Annotated in this window: 9 protein-coding genes; 3 read left to right on the forward strand and 6 right to left on the reverse strand. The window is 64.0% G+C overall.

What is annotated here, in order from left to right:
• Nucleotide 1: 1 nt before the first annotated feature.
• The 6 genes from SKP52_RS12690 to SKP52_RS12715 all read right to left on the reverse strand — a co-directional run bounded on the left by SKP52_RS12690 (nt 2) and on the right by SKP52_RS12715 (nt 10,292).
• Nucleotides 2-322, reverse strand: a complete 321-nt coding sequence (locus tag SKP52_RS12690) for a DMT family transporter (protein ID WP_039575202.1) — start codon at nt 320-322, stop codon at nt 2-4.
• A gap of 155 nt (nt 323-477) precedes the next feature.
• Nucleotides 478-2,523, reverse strand: a complete 2,046-nt coding sequence (locus SKP52_RS12695) for a glycoside hydrolase family 97 protein (RefSeq protein WP_039575204.1) — start codon at nt 2,521-2,523, stop codon at nt 478-480.
• A complete protein-coding gene (locus SKP52_RS12700; protein WP_052208226.1) occupies nt 2,523-4,163 on the reverse strand; it encodes an alpha-amylase family glycosyl hydrolase in 1,641 nt (546 codons plus the stop codon). The genes SKP52_RS12695 and SKP52_RS12700 overlap by 1 nt, the downstream gene beginning before the upstream one ends.
• 17 nt (nt 4,164-4,180) lie before the next feature.
• Complete coding sequence (locus SKP52_RS12705) at nt 4,181-5,974, reverse strand: alpha-amylase family glycosyl hydrolase (protein ID WP_187337255.1); 1,794 nt, start codon at nt 5,972-5,974, stop codon at nt 4,181-4,183.
• Entirely contained in the window at nt 5,971-7,488 is a 1,518-nt protein-coding gene (locus SKP52_RS12710; protein ID WP_039575208.1) for a tryptophan halogenase family protein, read from the reverse strand. The genes SKP52_RS12705 and SKP52_RS12710 overlap by 4 nt, the downstream gene beginning before the upstream one ends.
• A 53-nt stretch (nt 7,489-7,541) precedes the next feature.
• Nucleotides 7,542-10,292 (reverse strand): TonB-dependent receptor, encoded by a 2,751-nt coding sequence (locus SKP52_RS12715; RefSeq protein WP_039575210.1) that lies wholly within the window; start codon nt 10,290-10,292, stop codon nt 7,542-7,544.
• A 320-nt stretch (nt 10,293-10,612) separates the two neighbouring features.
• On the opposite strand from SKP52_RS12715, the gene SKP52_RS12720 reads away from it, so the two are divergent.
• The 3 genes from SKP52_RS12720 (at nt 10,613) to SKP52_RS12730 (ending at nt 16,094) form a co-directional block, all read left to right on the forward strand.
• Entirely contained in the window at nt 10,613-11,647 is a 1,035-nt protein-coding gene (locus SKP52_RS12720; RefSeq protein ID WP_039575211.1) for a LacI family DNA-binding transcriptional regulator, read from the forward strand.
• Between the two features lie 269 nt (nt 11,648-11,916).
• Nucleotides 11,917-13,422: an MFS transporter gene (locus SKP52_RS12725; RefSeq protein ID WP_052208964.1), complete on the forward strand. Its 1,506-nt coding sequence runs from the start codon at nt 11,917-11,919 to the stop codon at nt 13,420-13,422.
• Between the two features lie 158 nt (nt 13,423-13,580).
• A complete protein-coding gene (locus SKP52_RS12730) occupies nt 13,581-16,094 on the forward strand; it encodes a TonB-dependent receptor (protein WP_039575216.1) in 2,514 nt (837 codons plus the stop codon).
• The last annotated feature ends 16 nt before the right edge of the window (nt 16,095-16,110 follow it).

Here is a 16,110-nt window from a genome sequence, read left to right on the forward strand (position 1 = left end):
TTCAGGCCGGCGAGGACATCTTCATCAGCACCAGCCCGCCGACGATCAGCAGCGCGGCAACGATCCGCATCGCATTCGCCTGCTCGCCGAGCACGAAGATGCCAACCATAAACGCGCCGACCGCGCCGATCCCGGTCCAGATCGTATAGGCGGTGCCGAGCGGCAGCGATTTCATCGACAACGACAGCAAGGCAAAGCTTGCGATCATCGCGACGAGCGTAACAAGCGACGGGCCGAGCTTCGAAAAGCCCTCCGATTGCTTCATCGAAAAGGCCCACACAATTTCGAGCACGCCAGCGATAGTCAGATAGATCCAGGCCATGACAGCCTCCTTCAAAGGCTGCCGGGCCGTCCCGGACTTGAAGGCCCGCGCAGCGCGGGCGAGGACGTGGCCTCTTTGGCTATTGGCGCGCCCTAGCAACGGGGAAGCGCGGCATCAAGTACAGCCGCCCCCCATCGCGCAGGCTCGCAACGAACTCAGCGATTTGGCGCGAGCCGCATAGCGGCGCCGCCGCCCGGCGCGAGCCACAGCTTATAAGTATCGCCCTTCTTCACCTTGACCGTGTCATAGGCGATGCGGTGGCGCGCGTCGGTCAGATAGGTGGCACCCTCGCCATCCTTCCAGATCATGGCGGTGTAAGTTTTCCCCGGCTCCAGGAAGTCGAAATTCAGCGTCAACGTGCGCTCGGCCGCGTCGTTGACCCCTCCGACATACCAGTCGGCGCTGGCGCGATCCTTGCGCGCAAAGATCGCATAGTCGCCGACCTCGCCCGCGATCAGCTTGCTTTCGGACCAGTCGGCCGGGACCTGCTTGATGAATTCCAGCTCGCGCGGATATTTCTCCAGATTCTCGACGAAATCGGCGGCCATCTGGATCGGCGAATAGATCGCAAGGTAAAGGCCGAGCTGCTTTGCGAGCGTCGAGGCGAGCGGCGCCTTGTTCGCGCCCTCCAGGCTCAGCACGCCCGGCGTGAAGTCCATCGGCCCCGACAGCATGCGCGTGTAGACGAGCGTCGGTTCATGGTCCGGGCCGTTCGCGAAGGCGCCCCAGGCGTTATATTCCATTCCGCGTGCGCCCTCACGCGCAACCCAGTTGGGATAGGTACGGCGAAGGCCCGTATCCTTGATCGGTTCGTGCGGATTGACCGCGACGTGATATTTGGCGGCGGTTTCGACGACTTTCAGATGATGCTGCACCTGGCGCTGGCCGTCGTGCCATTCCATTGCGGTCGTGCCCGGCGTGCCGCCCGACGCGATGATCCCGCCCGCGTCGGCGACATAGCCGGTCTTGACCGTCCCGACGCCGAGCTGGCCATAGAGCTTCATCGCATCGTCGAGCTGCGCTTCATAGACCGCGATATTGCCGCCGGTTTCGTGGTGGCCGATAAGTTGCACGCCCTTTTTGCGCGCATATTCGGTGACCGCCTTCAGGTCGAAATCGGGGGTCGCCTGGGTAAAGCTGAACTCGTCGCCATGGCCGAACCAGTTTCCGTTCCAGCCCTTGTTCCAGCCTTCGACGAGTACGCCGCCAAACCCATGCTTCGCCGCAAAGTCGATATATTGCTTCGTCCGCGCGGTCGTCGCGCCATGCTTCGGCCCCTCGGCCCAGCTCCAGTCGCCGCGGATCATCCCCCACCAGATGCCGATATATTTCATCGGCTTGAACCAGCTGACATCGCCCAGCTTGTTCGGTTCGTTGAGGTTGAGTTCGAGGTCGCTTTCGACCAGCCCCGCCGCATTGTCGGCGATACGGATCGCTCGCCACGGCGTCGCGAACGGCAGGTCGCGGATCACGCGCGGCCCCTTCGACGACGGCGACAGGGTGGCGCGGAACTTCTGCCCCTCGCCGCGCTTGAACCACATGCCGGCATAGTCGACGAGCGCCGCCTCGTGGAACGACATATGGGTGCCATCGTCGAGGCGCATCGTGATCGGGGTGTGCGCGGTCGCGACCGCGTCGATCGGCGTTTTTTGATAGATTTGCTCGTAGCGATTCCACTCGCCGCCGGTGATCCACCACGCGGCGCCCTTGGGCGCGATGTCGAATTCGGTGATTTCGTCGACGATCTTCGCGGTCGGGAGACCCGCCTGCTCGGGCAGCTCGTAGCGGAAACCGATGCCATCGTCGAACAGGCGGAAGCGGACGTTCATCGCGTGGCCGCCCCAGCTCTTGTCCTGACGGAAGCGGACGAGCAGTTCATTGTGCCGGTCGCGCACGAAGCGGCGTTCGCCCCATGGCTGTTCCCAGCGCGTGTCGCCGCTTGCGCGCTCGACGCTCTCGATCGCAAAGCCGCGTTGCAGCCCGATCCGGTCGGCGAGGATGAAACCGAGCTTCGAGGGCGCAATCAGCAGTTTGCCCTTGCGCGATAGTGACCAGGTCGGGCGCTGGTCATTGTCGGTCGACACGGAGAGCGTGATTGCGCCGTCCGGCGACGATGCCGTCTGCGCGGGGCGCGCATCCTGCGCGAAGGCGGGCGCCGCGGCCACGACGAGCAACGGGAGGGCGGCGAACAGGCTACGCATCAATTTGTTCCTTCGAGTTTCAGCCAGAGAGCGCCGCACGGCGGCAGATGCGCCGGATCGGCGCCGTTGAGCGCGGCGATCGGCACGCCGCCCGCGCCATGGGCGGCGACGTCGATCGTCGCACCGCCGAGGTTGAAGAGGCAGCGGACATGCTCGCTGTCCGCGATCCGATCGAAGGCGAGCAGATCGCCCTCGGCGATCCAGCGCGCGTCGCGGCCGAGGCGGAGCGCGGAGTGCGCGGCGCGCAGCGCGACGAGCTGGCGCGTGAGATTGAGAAGCGACGCGGGATCCGCCTGTTGCCGGTCGACCGCGAGCGCTCCGTGCGCCGCGCCCAGCGGCAGCCAAGGATCGGCGGCCGAAAAGCCCGCATGGGTTTCGTTCGCGGCCCACGGCAGCGGCGTGCGCGCGCCGTCGCGCGACAGCGTCAGCGGCCAGTTCTTGAGCGCCTCGGGATCCTTCACCAGCTCGAACGGGATCTCGACCTGGTCGAGCCCCAGCTCCTCGCCATTATAGAGGATGATATTGCCGCGCAGCGCGCAGAGCAGCGCCATCTTCATCCGCGCATAGGCGGCCGGGTCAGCGCCTTCGGGAGTCCAGCGCGACAGTGCGCGCGGCGCGTCGTGATTCTCGAACGCCCAGCTCGGCCAGCCGACACCTGGCGCGTCGGGCCATTGTTCGGACGCTTCGCGCACGAGCTGCGGCGTCAGCCGGTCGGCATAGAGAAAGTCGAAGCCATAAGCGCTGTTCAGGCGGCTTGTCCCCGCGGTGAACAGCTTCATCTCGCGCACCGCATCGTCGCCGCCGACCTCGGCGACGGTGAAGCGGCCCGGATATTGATCGGTCAGCGCGCGGATGCGTTCGAGGAACAGCGGGATGTCGGGGTGCGACTGGTTGTGGATTTTCTGCTGGAAATCGAACGGCCGGGTGCGGACTTTGTTCGACGGCGGCGCGGGTGGATTGTCGCGAAACTCGGGATCGTGCATCGAAAAGTTGATCGCATCGATGCGGAACCCGTCGACCCCGCGGTCGAGCCAGAAGCGCACGACACCGAGCAGCGCGTCCTGCACTTCCGAGTTATGGACGTTGAGCTGTGGCTGCGAGCCCAGGAAATTGTGCATATAATATTGGCCGCGTCGCGCGTCCCACGTCCACGCCGGGCCGCCGAACACCGACTGCCAGTTGGTCGGCGGCGACCCGTCGGGCTTCGCATCGGCCCACACATACCAGTCGGCCTTGTCATTGTCCTTGCTCGCGCGGCTCGCCGCGAACCAGGCGTGCTGGTCGGACGTGTGCGCAAAGACCAGGTCGGTCGTGACCTTCAGCCCCAGCGCATGCGCGCGCGCGACCAGCATGTCGAAATCGGCGAGCGTCCCGAAGATGGGATCGACGCCGCAATAATCGGCGATGTCGTAACCGAAATCGTCCATTGGCGAGGGATAGAAGGGTGACAGCCAGATCGCATCGACGCCGAGCGAGGCGACATAGTCGAGCCGCGCGGTGATGCCGGCAAGATCGCCTATCCCGTCGCCGTTCGAATCGGCGAAGCTGCGCGGGTAAATCTGATAGATCGCCGCGCCCTTCCACCACGGCATTTCTGCGGTGGCGGGCAAGCTGGCATTCTGGACGAGGGGCTGGGTCATTATGGCGTCGTCTTCGCTTATTCACTGGCCTGGCAGATGATCGTGCCGAAGGCGGGGAGAGAAAGATGGAGGCTGCCCGGCGCGGTGGGTGCCGCGGGGCAGTCGCCGTGGAGCGCGGTAAAGCCCGCGCTTTTCATATCGATGGCAATATTGGCCGACAGCGGCGCCGCCGACGTGTTGAAGGCGAGCAGCACTTCGCGGCCAGTGTCGGGATCGAAGCGCGATACCGCAAGCAGGCCGGGCTTTTCGGAAAAGGCGCGGACCTTGGTGGCGCCGCGCATCAGCGCGGGGGTCTTGCGCCGGATTTCGGCCAGCGCCGCGATATGGCGATAGAGCGGGTGCGCGGGATCGAAATTGGCGGTCGCGGTCGTCGCGTCGCTGCCGATCAGGTCGTTGTCATTATAGGTCGCGACCTTCGACGCGAACATATCCTCACGCGCCAGTTGGTCCTTGTCGTCCGACACGAACCCCTGCTCGTCGCCATAATAGATCGTCGGGACGCCGCGCAGCGTCAGCAGCATCGCATGGCCGAGCATCACGCGCTGCAGCAATTCGGCCTCGCTCGCGTTCGGGTTCGCGGCTTTCACGAACATCGCGAAACGGCCCATGTCGTGGTTGCCAAGGAAGGTCGGCAGTTCTTGCGCCGCCCCTGCCCCGCCCTTGTAGAGCGCATCGCCGTCGAACAGCCGCGCGAACTCGCCGGTGCCCTTCGTGCCGCTCACCGCGTCGATCGCCGCGCGCGCGAAACCGAAATCGAGCACCGCGGGCAGCCCCGCCGCATGCGTATACCAGGCGAGCGCGCCCGGATCGACCGCGTCGACATAGACTTCGCCGAAGATGTGGAAATTGGGGATGCCACGCGCCTTCGCGCGCACCTGCATCGCGGGCACGAACGCCTGCCAGAATTCGGGGTTCACATGCTTGGCGGTATCGATGCGAAAGCCGTCGATCCCGAACTCGTCGATCCAGCGGCCGTAGATATCGATAAAGCCCTGCACAACGCGCGGATGCTCGGTCGCAAGGTCGTCGAGCCCCGCAAAATCGCCGTACAGCGCGGACTCGCCAACCCAGTCGCTGTTGCCGCGGTTGTGGTAATAGATCGGGTCGTTGAGCCAGGCCGGCACCTTCACCCGCTCCTCGCCTTTCGGCACGACGGGCGTGTAGGCGAAGCCGGGGTCGGTCAGCTTCTGCCAGTTGCCGGCATCGGCGACATGATCGCCCGCGAAGTCCGGATTGATCGGCGCGCCCTTCACCCCGCCGCGCCGCGAGTAAGGATAGTCGGCGAGGCTGCGGTAGCGGAAGCCGCCGGCCGCATCTTCCTTGTAGGCGATCACATCGGCGGTGTGGTTGGCGATGATGTCCATATAGACCTTCATCCCGCGCGCGTGCGCCGCATCGACGAACGCCTTGAATTCGGCATTGGTGCCGAAATGCGGGTCCACTTGTGTGAAGTCGGTGACCCAATAGCCGTGATAGCCCGCGCTTTCGTCGCCCTTCGACCCCTGCACCGGCTTGTTCTTGAAAATCGGCGCGAACCAGATCGCGGTGGCGCCGAGGCCCTCGATGTAATCGAGCCGCTTTATGAGCCCCGCAAGGTCGCCGCCGTGGAAGAAGCCCTTAGCCGTGGGGTCATAGCCCGTGGCGAGCCGGTCGCCCTTCAGCCCGCCGCGATCATTCTTGGGATCGCCATTCTCGAAGCGGTCGGGAAGCACGAAATAGATGATCTCATCCTCGGGTCGGCGCTCGCGGTAATCCGCTGCCGGCGCGGCGCCGCTGAGGGTCAGGGCAAGTATCGAAGCAAACAGGCTCATGCGGGCACTCCTGCCGCGCAATGCTGCGCGATAAAGTCTTCGTGGCCGGTCAGATGCGACGCAGTGCGCGCGACGATCGTTTCGATGTCGGCGAAAAAGCCCGCTAGCTCGTCGCGGGTGAGTTGATCGGCCATCGGGTGATAACCGCCGGGCAGGATATTCTGCCCCGTCAGCACCTGGAACCAGCCGATCTCGATGAACAATTCGTCGCCCTCGCGGACGATCTGGCCCTGGCTTTTGAACAGCTCGATCTTGCGCGCCAGCGTCTCGGGAATACCCATCTCGCGGCACCGGACCCAGAAGGGCGCGTCGGTGCGCTGGTTGGCGTGATAGTGGAGGATGACGAAATCGCGGATGCGCTCGTAGTCGAAGCGGACGCGGCGGTTATAGGCGTCGATATTGGCGGTATCGAAATCACGATCGGGAAAATGCGCGAGCAGCTTGGCGATGCCGTTCTGGATCAGGTGGATGCTCGTCGATTCAAGGGGCTCGAGGAAACCCGAAGCGAGGCCAAGGGCGACAACATTGGCGTTCCACGCCTTTTTGCGCATCCCGGTGCGGAAGCGCAGCGTTCGCGGGTCGGCGAGCGGGCGTCCTTCGACATGGGCGAGCAGGATAGCGGTCGCCTCGTCCTCGCCGATGAAGTCGCTGCAAAAGACATGGCCGTTGCCCGTGCGGTGCTGGAGCGGGATGCGCCATTGCCAGCCGGCCTTGTGCGCAATCGCCTGCGTATAGGGCCGCGCCGGGCCGGCATTTTCGCTGGGCACCGCAATCGCGCGGTCGCAAGGAAGCCAGTGCGTCCAATCCTCGAAACCCGTTTCGAGCGCCTCTTCGATCAGCAGCGCGCGAAAGCCCGAGCAGTCGATGAAGAGTTCGCCTTCGATCGCGGTGCCGTTTTCGAGCACGACGGCTTCGACATGGCCGCTTTCGCCATTCCGGCGGACGCTGGCGATCTGGCCCTCGGTGCGCTCGACGCCAGCGGCTTCGGAGATCTTGCGCAGATAGGCAGCGTAGAGCGCGGCGTCGAAATGAAAGGCATAAGCGATGCCGTCGAGGCTCGTGTTCGGGATTTGCGGCAACCGCGCAAAGCGGTTCTGGCGTCCCGCGGTTTCGTTCAGCGAATAATCGCCGAGCCGACCCGCAACGCCCTCGTTCCGGCCGCGCAGCCAATATTGCTGGAACGGCAGCATGCCGAGGCTGCGCCCGATCTGCCCGAAGGCGTGCATATAGACGTCGCCGATCCGGCCCCAGTCGTGGAACTGGATGCCGAGCTTGAACGTCCCGCCCGTTTCGCGAATAAACTCATTCTCGTCGATACCGATCAGCGCATTGAACAGGCGGATCGCGGGGATCGTCGCCTCGCCGACCCCGACGGTGCCGATCGCGTCGCTTTCGACCAGCCGGATCGACAGATTGTCCATCGTCCGCGACAGCGCAGCGGCCGCCATCCAGCCCGCGGTTCCGCCGCCGACGATGACGACCTTCGTGATGCGACCGTCGCCCACCCTGCTCATTCCCTCTCTCTTCCGGAAGCGGGCCGGACTTGCCGCCCGGCCCGCTCATCGCGTCAGAACTTATAGGTGATACCGGCCATGAAGTTGCGACCATAATTCTGATAGTCGCGGATCTGGCGCGGATCATTGTTGTAATAGGTCACGAACGGCTCATTGGTCAGGTTCGACGCCTGGAGCAGGATGCCGAGCCCCTCGAGCGCGCCGCTCTGGAAGGTATATCCGACCTGCGCGTCGACGACGAATTCGCTCTTCGCCATGAACATGTCGCGCGCAAGGCTGATCGTTGAAACTTCGGCGAGGAATTTCGAGCGATAGCGGCCCGACGCGCGCACCTGGAACCCGTCCTTTTCGAAATAGGCGGTTCCGTTGATGACCCATTTCGACAGGCCGGGCATCGAAATCGCATCCTCCGTGCCTTCGCGCACCCGGCTCTTGGTATAGGAGGCGCTGCCGAGCACGCCGAAGCCGTCGAGCGACTGGGTGAGGTTCGCGAAGGGCAGCGAGAAGGAGGCTTCGGCACCATAGACGCGCCCGGCATTGCCGTTCAGCCACTGCTTGGTGAGACCCTCGCGCGTGCCCACCGTGCCGCCGTCGGGGACTTCGAAATCGGCGAAATCGAACGGATTGACCTGCCGATAGATGTAATTTTCGAGATATTTGTAGAAGCCGCCGATCGACACATAGCCGCCCTGCCCGAAATATTTTTCCAGCCCCACATCGACCGTGTCGGCCATCAGCGGGCGCAGCTTCGCATTGCCGAGGTCAAGCGACCAAGGCGACGCATTGACGTCGGTGTTGTCGCGCTTCGACGTATCGAAATTGACGCCGCCGCCGGGCTTCAGCTGATCCATGCGCGCGCGCGCCAGCACGCGGGCCGCGCCGAAACGCAGGAACGTGTTGTCGGCGAATTCGACCGACAGGTTCATGCTGGGCAGGATGTCGGTATATTTGGCGCCATCGGTCACCGGCGTCGACTGGGTGACGCCGCCGACGACCTGCGCATAGAAGCTCGAGCCCGTCTGGTCCGAATGGACAATCTGGACGCCGACATTGCCCCGGATCGGCGTCCTGCCCGCATCGGCGTTGAAATTCGCCTGCACAAAGCCGGTCAGCACCTTTTCGCGGATCGTATAATCGTTGAAAACGCGCGCCGGGTCGAAGCCCGCGCCGTCGGTCAGATTATAATTGCCGTCATTATAGAAACGCCAGCTGTCGAACGCGACCATGCCGGGGATGCCGATGAAGTCGAGCGAGACCGGGTCGTAAAGATAATCGGCGGGCACCGCCGTATCGGCCGGATAATTTTTGCTGGTCAGCACAAAGCCGCGGTCGTCGAGGCTTTTCTTGCGGTCCGAATAATTGGCACCGACGCGCAGACTGCTGATGACGCCGTCGAATTCCTGCGTCGCTTGCAGGCGCAGCGATTTCAGCTGGTCCTTGACCCGCGGCGTGTTGACGAACCCGTCCTGGCAATTGGGCACTGCGCCGCCGCAGCTGTTCCAGCCCTGCGGATCGGTGATCACGAACAGATTGGGATCGGCATAGTCGAGCGACGGGTCGAACATGATCCCCCCGTTCGGACGCATCTCGAAGCCCAGCGCGGTCTCGCGCGCGCCGACGCCCTGGCCGCGGCCGGTACCGAGATAGATTTCCAGATTTTCCTCGGTCTTCTTGATCCGCGAATAGCCAAGGTCGAGTTCGAGCGTCAGCTTCTCGTTCGGCTTGAACTGCGCGTTCCAGCCGCCGGCGACGATCGTCGAATCGCGATGGACGACGTCGTTGCGCATCACCGCCTCGGTGCCCGTCCAGACGCCCTTGGTGACCAGACCGTCCTCGACGGTGAAGCCGGGCTGCAACGTCGAATTGCCCCAGAAGAGCGGAAATTCGATGCCGCGCAGGCGCTGTTCATCCTTTAACTTCGACCAATAGCCGTCGATCGTCGTATGGAACTTGTCGCTGGGCTCCCATTCGACGACCGCCATCACGCCGTCGCGCTTCAGCTCGTTCGATTTCACATAGGGCTTGGCGCCGCCGATGACGAAAGCGGTGTTCGTGCCGTCGGTCGCCTCGGGATAGCCCCAGGCGTTGAACCGTTCCTCGGCGGTCGGCGACTGCATGCGCGCATAACCGATCGCCCAGCCGAGCGTGCCGTCGGCATTCTGGTCGATATAGGAGATGTTGGCGCGATAGCCCTTGTTCGAAATATCGGGGTTGAGCTTGCCGAGATCGTTGATCTCGAACCGCGCGCCCGCCGCGATCGCGCGCTTGCCATAGGCGAGTGGGCGCACCGTCCGCATATCGATCGTGCCGCCGATCGCTTGCCCGATCAGCGACGCGTCGGGGGTCTTGTAGACGATGGCGCCGTTCAGCAGTTCGGAGGGATATTGGTCGAGCTCGACGCCGCGGTTGTTGCTCGCCGAAACCTGTTCGCGGCCGTTGAGCAAAGTCGTGGTGAAATCGGGTGCGAGGCCGCGGATCGACACGACATTGGCGCGGCCGTCGAGGCGCTGCGTCGCAAGGCCCGGCAGGCGCGACAGCGATTCGGCGATCGACAGATCGGGCAGCTTGCCGATGTCTTCGGACGAGACCACCTCGACGATCGAGGTGTTGTTCTTCTTCGCCTGAACCGAATTGTTGATCGCGCCGCGGATGCCGCTGACGACGATTTCGCCTTCGACGGGCGCCTCTTCGACGGGCGCGGTGCTCGCGTCCTGCGCCATTGCGACACCAGACGTCAAAGCGGTCAAGGCAAGGCCGAGCGCGATGGCGCTGACACCGCGGTTCAGTTTGTTCGGCAAGATCATGTGTGGCTCCCCTGGCACGGACGGGTGGTCTTGACCCATGCATCGGGAGGGGGGACGCGGCGCGTCCGTCAGGCTCCTCTCCGGCACGTGGGCTTTCCCATCTTGAGCCTCGCAATTGAAACCAATCGCGCCGCCCCGCCATAGGGTATACGTATACGCATAATATGCAGCCCCACCGACTGTCGCGGAAATGCAACGCTTTGAGCGCCGAAAACTGCCAGTCTCGCCGCCATGCAAATTCTTGGCATCGACCTGACCAATCGCTAATCTCCGACATCAGCGGCGGCCATCCAGAAGGCTACCACGTCCGGGAGAGAGACATGGGGCGCCAGCCCTCGGCCAAGCCGACGAGTTTCGACATCGCCTATCTGGCGGGAGTCTCGCAGCCCACCGTGTCGCGCGCGCTACGCGGCAGCAAATCGGTCAGCGCCGCGACGCGCGCCAACATCGAACGCATCGCGCGCGAGCTCAATTACACCGTCGACAAGAACGCTTCGAGCCTGCGTTCGCAGCGCACCCACACGCTCGCTTTGCTGTTCTTCGAGGATCCGAACCCCGACGAATCGATGATCAACCCCTTCTTCCTGTCGATGCTGGGGTCGATCACGCGTGAATGCGCGCGGCGCGGTTACGATCTGCTGATCAGTTTCCAGCAGATGCATAATGACTGGCACGTCACCTATCAGGACAGCCACCGGTCGGACGGCATCATCCTGCTCGGCTATGGCGATTATCAGCTCTACCTCACCAAGCTCGAGCATCTGGTCGAGATGGGGACCAAATTCGTGCGCTGGGGGTCGGTGTCCGAAGACGGTATCGGGCTCACCGTCGGATCGGACAATGTCGGCGCGGGCGAACAGGCGGGCACGCATCTGGTCGAGATCGGGAGGCGGCGCATCGCCTTCCTAGGCGACGCGTCGGACCATGCGCCCGAATTCCAGGACCGCTATAACGGACTGTGCCGCGCGATGCGCGCAGCGGGTCTCGAACCCGACCCGGCGTTGCAGCGCGATGCGGTGTCATCGGAGGATTCGGGTTACGCCGCCGCGCGGTCGCTGATCGAAAGCGGCCAATCTTTCGATGCGGTTTTCGCCGCAAGCGACCTGATCGCGATCGGCGCGATGCGCGCGCTGAACGAAGCGGGGCTGCGGCTGCCGCAGGATGTCGCGATCGTCGGCTTCGACGACATCCCCGCCGCCAGCCAGACCACACCGACGCTGACCACGCTGATGCAAGATATGAAGGGCGCGGGGACGCTTCTCGTCGACGCGCTGCTCGCCCGTATCGACGACCGCCCCGTCGAACAGCGGATATTGCCCGCGCGGCTTATCCGGCGTCAGAGCACGGCGGTATAAGAAGGCTTAGGGCGTCGGTTTTGGGGTGGGGAGCTGCCATTCCCAATTTCGTCATTCCCGCGAAAGCGGGAACCCAGTTGCGACGTCAGCTCGCTGGGTCCCCGCTTTCGCGGGGATGACGAAGTAAGGAGTAGAACGGCAACTATCGGTCGAAACCGGCCGCAGCACGTATTCGTATACGTAGACGCGCGACGCTTGCCCTCACCCGCGCCCGCTGCAACACCCGCACCAACGCGAGCCGCGACAGCGGCCGCAAGGGGAGACGCATGATGGAAAAACCGAAGCAGGGCTTTGCCGGCCTTTGGAATATCAGCTTCGGCTTTTTCGGCATCCAGATCGGCTTTGCGCTGCAGAATGCGAATATGAGCCGCATTTTCCAGTCGCTCGGCGAGGATATCGAGCGCCTCCCCGGCCTGTGGGTCGCCGCGCCGCTGACCGGGCTGCTCGTCCAGCCGATCATCGGGCATATGAGCGACCGGACCTGGCTCGGCCGGCTCGGGCGCCGCCGTCCTTACTTTCTTGCCGGCGCGATCCTCGCCGCCATCGCCCTGTTCGTGATGCCTGAAAGTCCTGCGATCTGGTTCGCGGCGATGATGCTGTGGATCCTCGATGCCTCGCTCAACATTTCGATGGAGCCCTTCCGCGCCTTCGTCGGCGACATGCTGCGCAAGGACCAGCACAGCGTCGGCTATGCGGTGCAGACCGCCTTCATCGGCGCGGGCGCCGTCGTCGGGTCGCTTTTCCCCACGCTGATGGAGGCGATGGGCGTCGCCAATGTCGCACCGCCAGGGCAGATTCCCGATACGGTCCGCTACGCCTTCTGGTTCGGCGGGATTGCGCTGTTCCTCTCGGTGCTGTGGACCGTTGTCACCACCGACGAATATAGCCCCGAACAGATGGCGTCGTTCGAACGCGCAAGCGAGGCGCCCGCAAGTCGCGCGCTCGCATCACACAACTACGGCGCCAGCATGCTGTGGATCGGCGCGGGAATGCTTGTCCTGCTCGTCCAGCATCATTTCGCGCTGCTCCGCGAGGTGCTGCTGCTCGGCGCGCTGCTGATCGGCTATGGCCTCGCCAGCATGGTCGCGATCGCGCTGGCGCGCCGCGGCAACGACAAGAATATGCTGTCGAGCATCGTCGGCGATTTCTCGGGCATGCCCCTGCTGATGAAGCGCCTCGCGCTCGTCCAGTTTTTCAGCTGGTCGGCGCTGTTCATCATGTGGATCAACACCACCCCGATCGTCGCCCAATATCATTTCGGAACAACCGATGCGGCGAGCGCCGCCTATCAGAAAGCGGGCAATTGGGTCGGCGAGTTGTTCGCGATTTACAATGGCGTCGCCGCGATCGCCGCGCTGACCTTGCTCCCCTGGCTCGCTCGCCGCCTGGGACAGGCGCGTACGCACATCGTCGGGCTCGCGTGCGGCGCGGTCGGATATGCCAGCTTCTTCGTGCTGCGCGATCCGTCACACCTGATCGTCAGCGAAATCTTTATCGGCATATTCTGGGCGTCGGTCCTCGCCATGCCCTATGCGATTCTCGCCTCCAGCCTGCCGCAAGCGAAGCTCGGCATCTATATGGGCCTCTTCAATGTCTTCATCGTCGTCCCGCAATTGCTCGTCGCAACGGTGATGGGCTCGATCATGACAGCGCTGTTTCCGGGCGAGCCCATATACACGATGGCCTTCGCCGCCTTTGCCCTGCTGCTGGCGATGATTGCGATGCTGCGCGTCGACCAACCGGCTGGAGATCATGGCAAAAACAGCCACGGCTAGTCGCGCCCACATACCGTCCTGTCGGACCGAGAAACCGGTGTCACAACAACGCCGCACGACTGTCATCATAGCGACCCATCGCCGCCATCGAATCGCAACCCCGAAGCCCTAGCGGACGCCGACCGCAATCGGCGGCAATCCAATCCAGGGGTTTCAGAATGACGATCAGAGGTCTTGCCTCAGCCACCGCGCTTGTTCTTCTCGCGAGCACGAGCAGCGCCGCGCTTGCGCAATCGGACGCGGGCGACACCGCGGCCGCCGATACGGCGGCGCAAGGCGACGAGATCGTGGTGACCGGCCGCGCCGGCGCCGGAGATCGCACACGGGTCGAAACCAGCTATGCGATCACCTCGATCGACAACGACACTTTGCGCTCGCGCGCGCCGTCGAGCGTCACCGAAGCGCTGAAGTCGGTTCCCGGCTTCTGGGTCGAGGCATCGGGCGGCGAAGGCAGCGGCAACGTCCGCGCGCGCGGCATTCCGGTCGACGGCTTCGGATCGATCACCCTGCTCGAAAACGGCCTGCCGGTGCAGCATGACCCGTCGCTCGGCTATCTGAATGCCGACCAGGCGTTCCGCATCGACGAATCGATCGAGCGCGTCGAAGTGGTGCGCGGCGGCCCGTCTTCGATCTTCTATTCGAACGCCCCCGGCGGCGCGGTCAACTTCATCACGCGCCAGGCAAAGGACGAACTGACCGGAGTGGCGCGCATCCTCTATGGCCCCACCGCCGACCTGTTCCGCTTCGACGGCTGGGTCGGCGCACCGCTCGGCAACGGCTGGAGCTTTGGCGTCGGCGGCTATTACCGCAAGGAAGATGGCGTTCGCGATCCCGGTTTCGCGGGCAATCAGGGCGGGCAGGTTCGCGCCGACCTCAATTATGATTTCGGCGATGGCCGGATCACCCTCGGCTACAAAAAGATCGACGACAGCACGATCTTCTACACCGGCATCCCGCTCACCAAGGACCGCAAGGGCAATATCGTCGGCCTGCCGGGCTTCGATCCGCATTATGGAACGACCGCGAGCCGCGCGACCGCCTTCCTGACGCTGCGCGACGCCAACGGCCCCGTTCGGTTCGACAATGCCGACGGCACCGACGTCAATCTCGACCAGTTCAGCCTGCTCGCCGAATGGGAGCTCGCGCCGGGCTGGAAGCTCAGCAACCGCGCGCGCTATCGCGACTCGCTGACGGTGCGCAACGGCGTCTATCCGGCGTCGATCAGCACCGCGACCGCGTTTCTCAACCAGAACCGCGCCTCGCTGCTCGCCGCCTTCCCCGGCGCGGCGAGCGTCCAGCTGCGCTACAGCGACACCGGCGAGGCGTTCGATGTCGCCGGCCAGAACGGCAATGGCGATGTCTTCATCAACGCCGCGCGGCCGGTCACCGTCGACGAGAGCGAATTCCTCAACGACCTCCGCCTCGCCCACAGCTTCGACATCGGCGGCATGACGCACGATGTGTCGATCGGCTTCTACTACGCCCGGATCGAAGAGACCTTCCAGCGATACTCGGCGTCGACCTTGCAGGATGTTTCGGACAATTCGCGCCTGCTCGACCTCGTCGCGCTTAATGGCGCGGGGCAAGTCGTCGGGTCGGCGACCGAGAACGGCGTCGTCCGCTATGGCTCCGAATTCGCCAACGGCAGCGGCACGCAGGACACCTTCGCGCTTTATGCTGCGGACGAATGGCAGGTGATGCCCGGTCTCCGCATCGACGCGGGCGTCCGCTGGGAAACGGTCAAGACCCGCGGCGCGCAAGAGGGCAGCAAGACGGTCGACCTCGGCAACGCGGCAACGCTCGCCGACAACAGCGTGCTGACCGGAAACGGCATCTTCACGCCGTTCGATCAAAAGTTCGACAAGGTCGGCTACACGATCGGTGCGGACTGGCAATTCGCGCCGCGCGCCGGGGTCTTCGCACGCTATACGTCGGCCTTCCGTCTGCCGAGCGTCGGCAGCTTCATCACCAGCGCGACCGCGGTTCCGCGGACGCAGGGCATCGACCTGTGGGAAGCGGGCCTCAAATATCAGTCGCGCTTCGCGAGCGTCTATCTCACCGGCTTCCTGACCGACTTTAATTCCTATGGGATCGGCAATACAAAGTTCGATCCAGTCACCAACGGCTATGTGTCGCAGACCATCTATACCGACACGCGCGCCTATGGCGTTGAGTTCGAAGGGACCGTGCGGCCGACGTCGTGGTTCGACTTCACCCTCAACGCGACGTGGCAGGACCCGACCTTCCGCAACCTGCGCTATGACGAACTCGCGACGGTCGACGGACAACCGACGCTGGTTCCGCGCGACTATTCGGGCAACCAGCTGATCCGCGTCCCGAAAATGACGCTGCGCGCGACCCCGGCGGTGACGCTGCTCGGCGATCGGTTGCGCGCGCAGGTCGATGTCGAGCACAATGCGAAGCGCTTTGCCGATGCCGCGAACATATCGAAGCTGCCGGCATATACCGTCCTCAACGCCAGCGTCCGGTTCAACCTGACCGATCAGATCACGCTCTGGGCCTATGGCGACAATCTGACCAACGAGCTCGGGTTGACCGAGGGCAACCCGCGCGCGGGCGAGCTGACTAGCGGCCAGGCGAACGACCTCTTGTTCATCGGGCGTCCGATCGTCGGTCGTAACGTCCGCTTCGCCGTCGACTTCCGCTTCTGATGTTACGCCGCGCGAC

This window comes from Sphingopyxis fribergensis (assembly GCF_000803645.1).
In the GTDB taxonomy this organism is placed as follows: domain Bacteria; phylum Pseudomonadota; class Alphaproteobacteria; order Sphingomonadales; family Sphingomonadaceae; genus Sphingopyxis; species Sphingopyxis fribergensis.

Bases quoted from the DNA above. Each gene is read 5' to 3' on its own strand.
- SKP52_RS12690 (WP_039575202.1), bottom strand. From the start codon at position 322: ATGGCCTGGATCTATCTGACTATCGCTGGCGTGCTCGAAATTGTGTGG.
- SKP52_RS12695 (WP_039575204.1), bottom strand. From the start codon at position 2,523: ATGCGTAGCCTGTTCGCCGCCCTCCCGTTGCTCGTCGTGGCCGCGGCG.
- SKP52_RS12700 (WP_052208226.1), bottom strand. From the start codon at position 4,163: ATGACCCAGCCCCTCGTCCAGAATGCCAGCTTGCCCGCCACCGCAGAA.
- SKP52_RS12705 (WP_187337255.1), bottom strand. From the start codon at position 5,974: ATGAGCCTGTTTGCTTCGATACTTGCCCTGACCCTCAGCGGCGCCGCG.
- SKP52_RS12710 (WP_039575208.1), bottom strand. From the start codon at position 7,488: ATGAGCAGGGTGGGCGACGGTCGCATCACGAAGGTCGTCATCGTCGGC.
- SKP52_RS12715 (WP_039575210.1), bottom strand. From the start codon at position 10,292: ATGATCTTGCCGAACAAACTGAACCGCGGTGTCAGCGCCATCGCGCTC.
- SKP52_RS12720 (WP_039575211.1), top strand. From the start codon at position 10,613: ATGGGGCGCCAGCCCTCGGCCAAGCCGACGAGTTTCGACATCGCCTAT.
- SKP52_RS12725 (WP_052208964.1), top strand. From the start codon at position 11,917: ATGGAAAAACCGAAGCAGGGCTTTGCCGGCCTTTGGAATATCAGCTTC.
- SKP52_RS12730 (WP_039575216.1), top strand. From the start codon at position 13,581: ATGACGATCAGAGGTCTTGCCTCAGCCACCGCGCTTGTTCTTCTCGCG.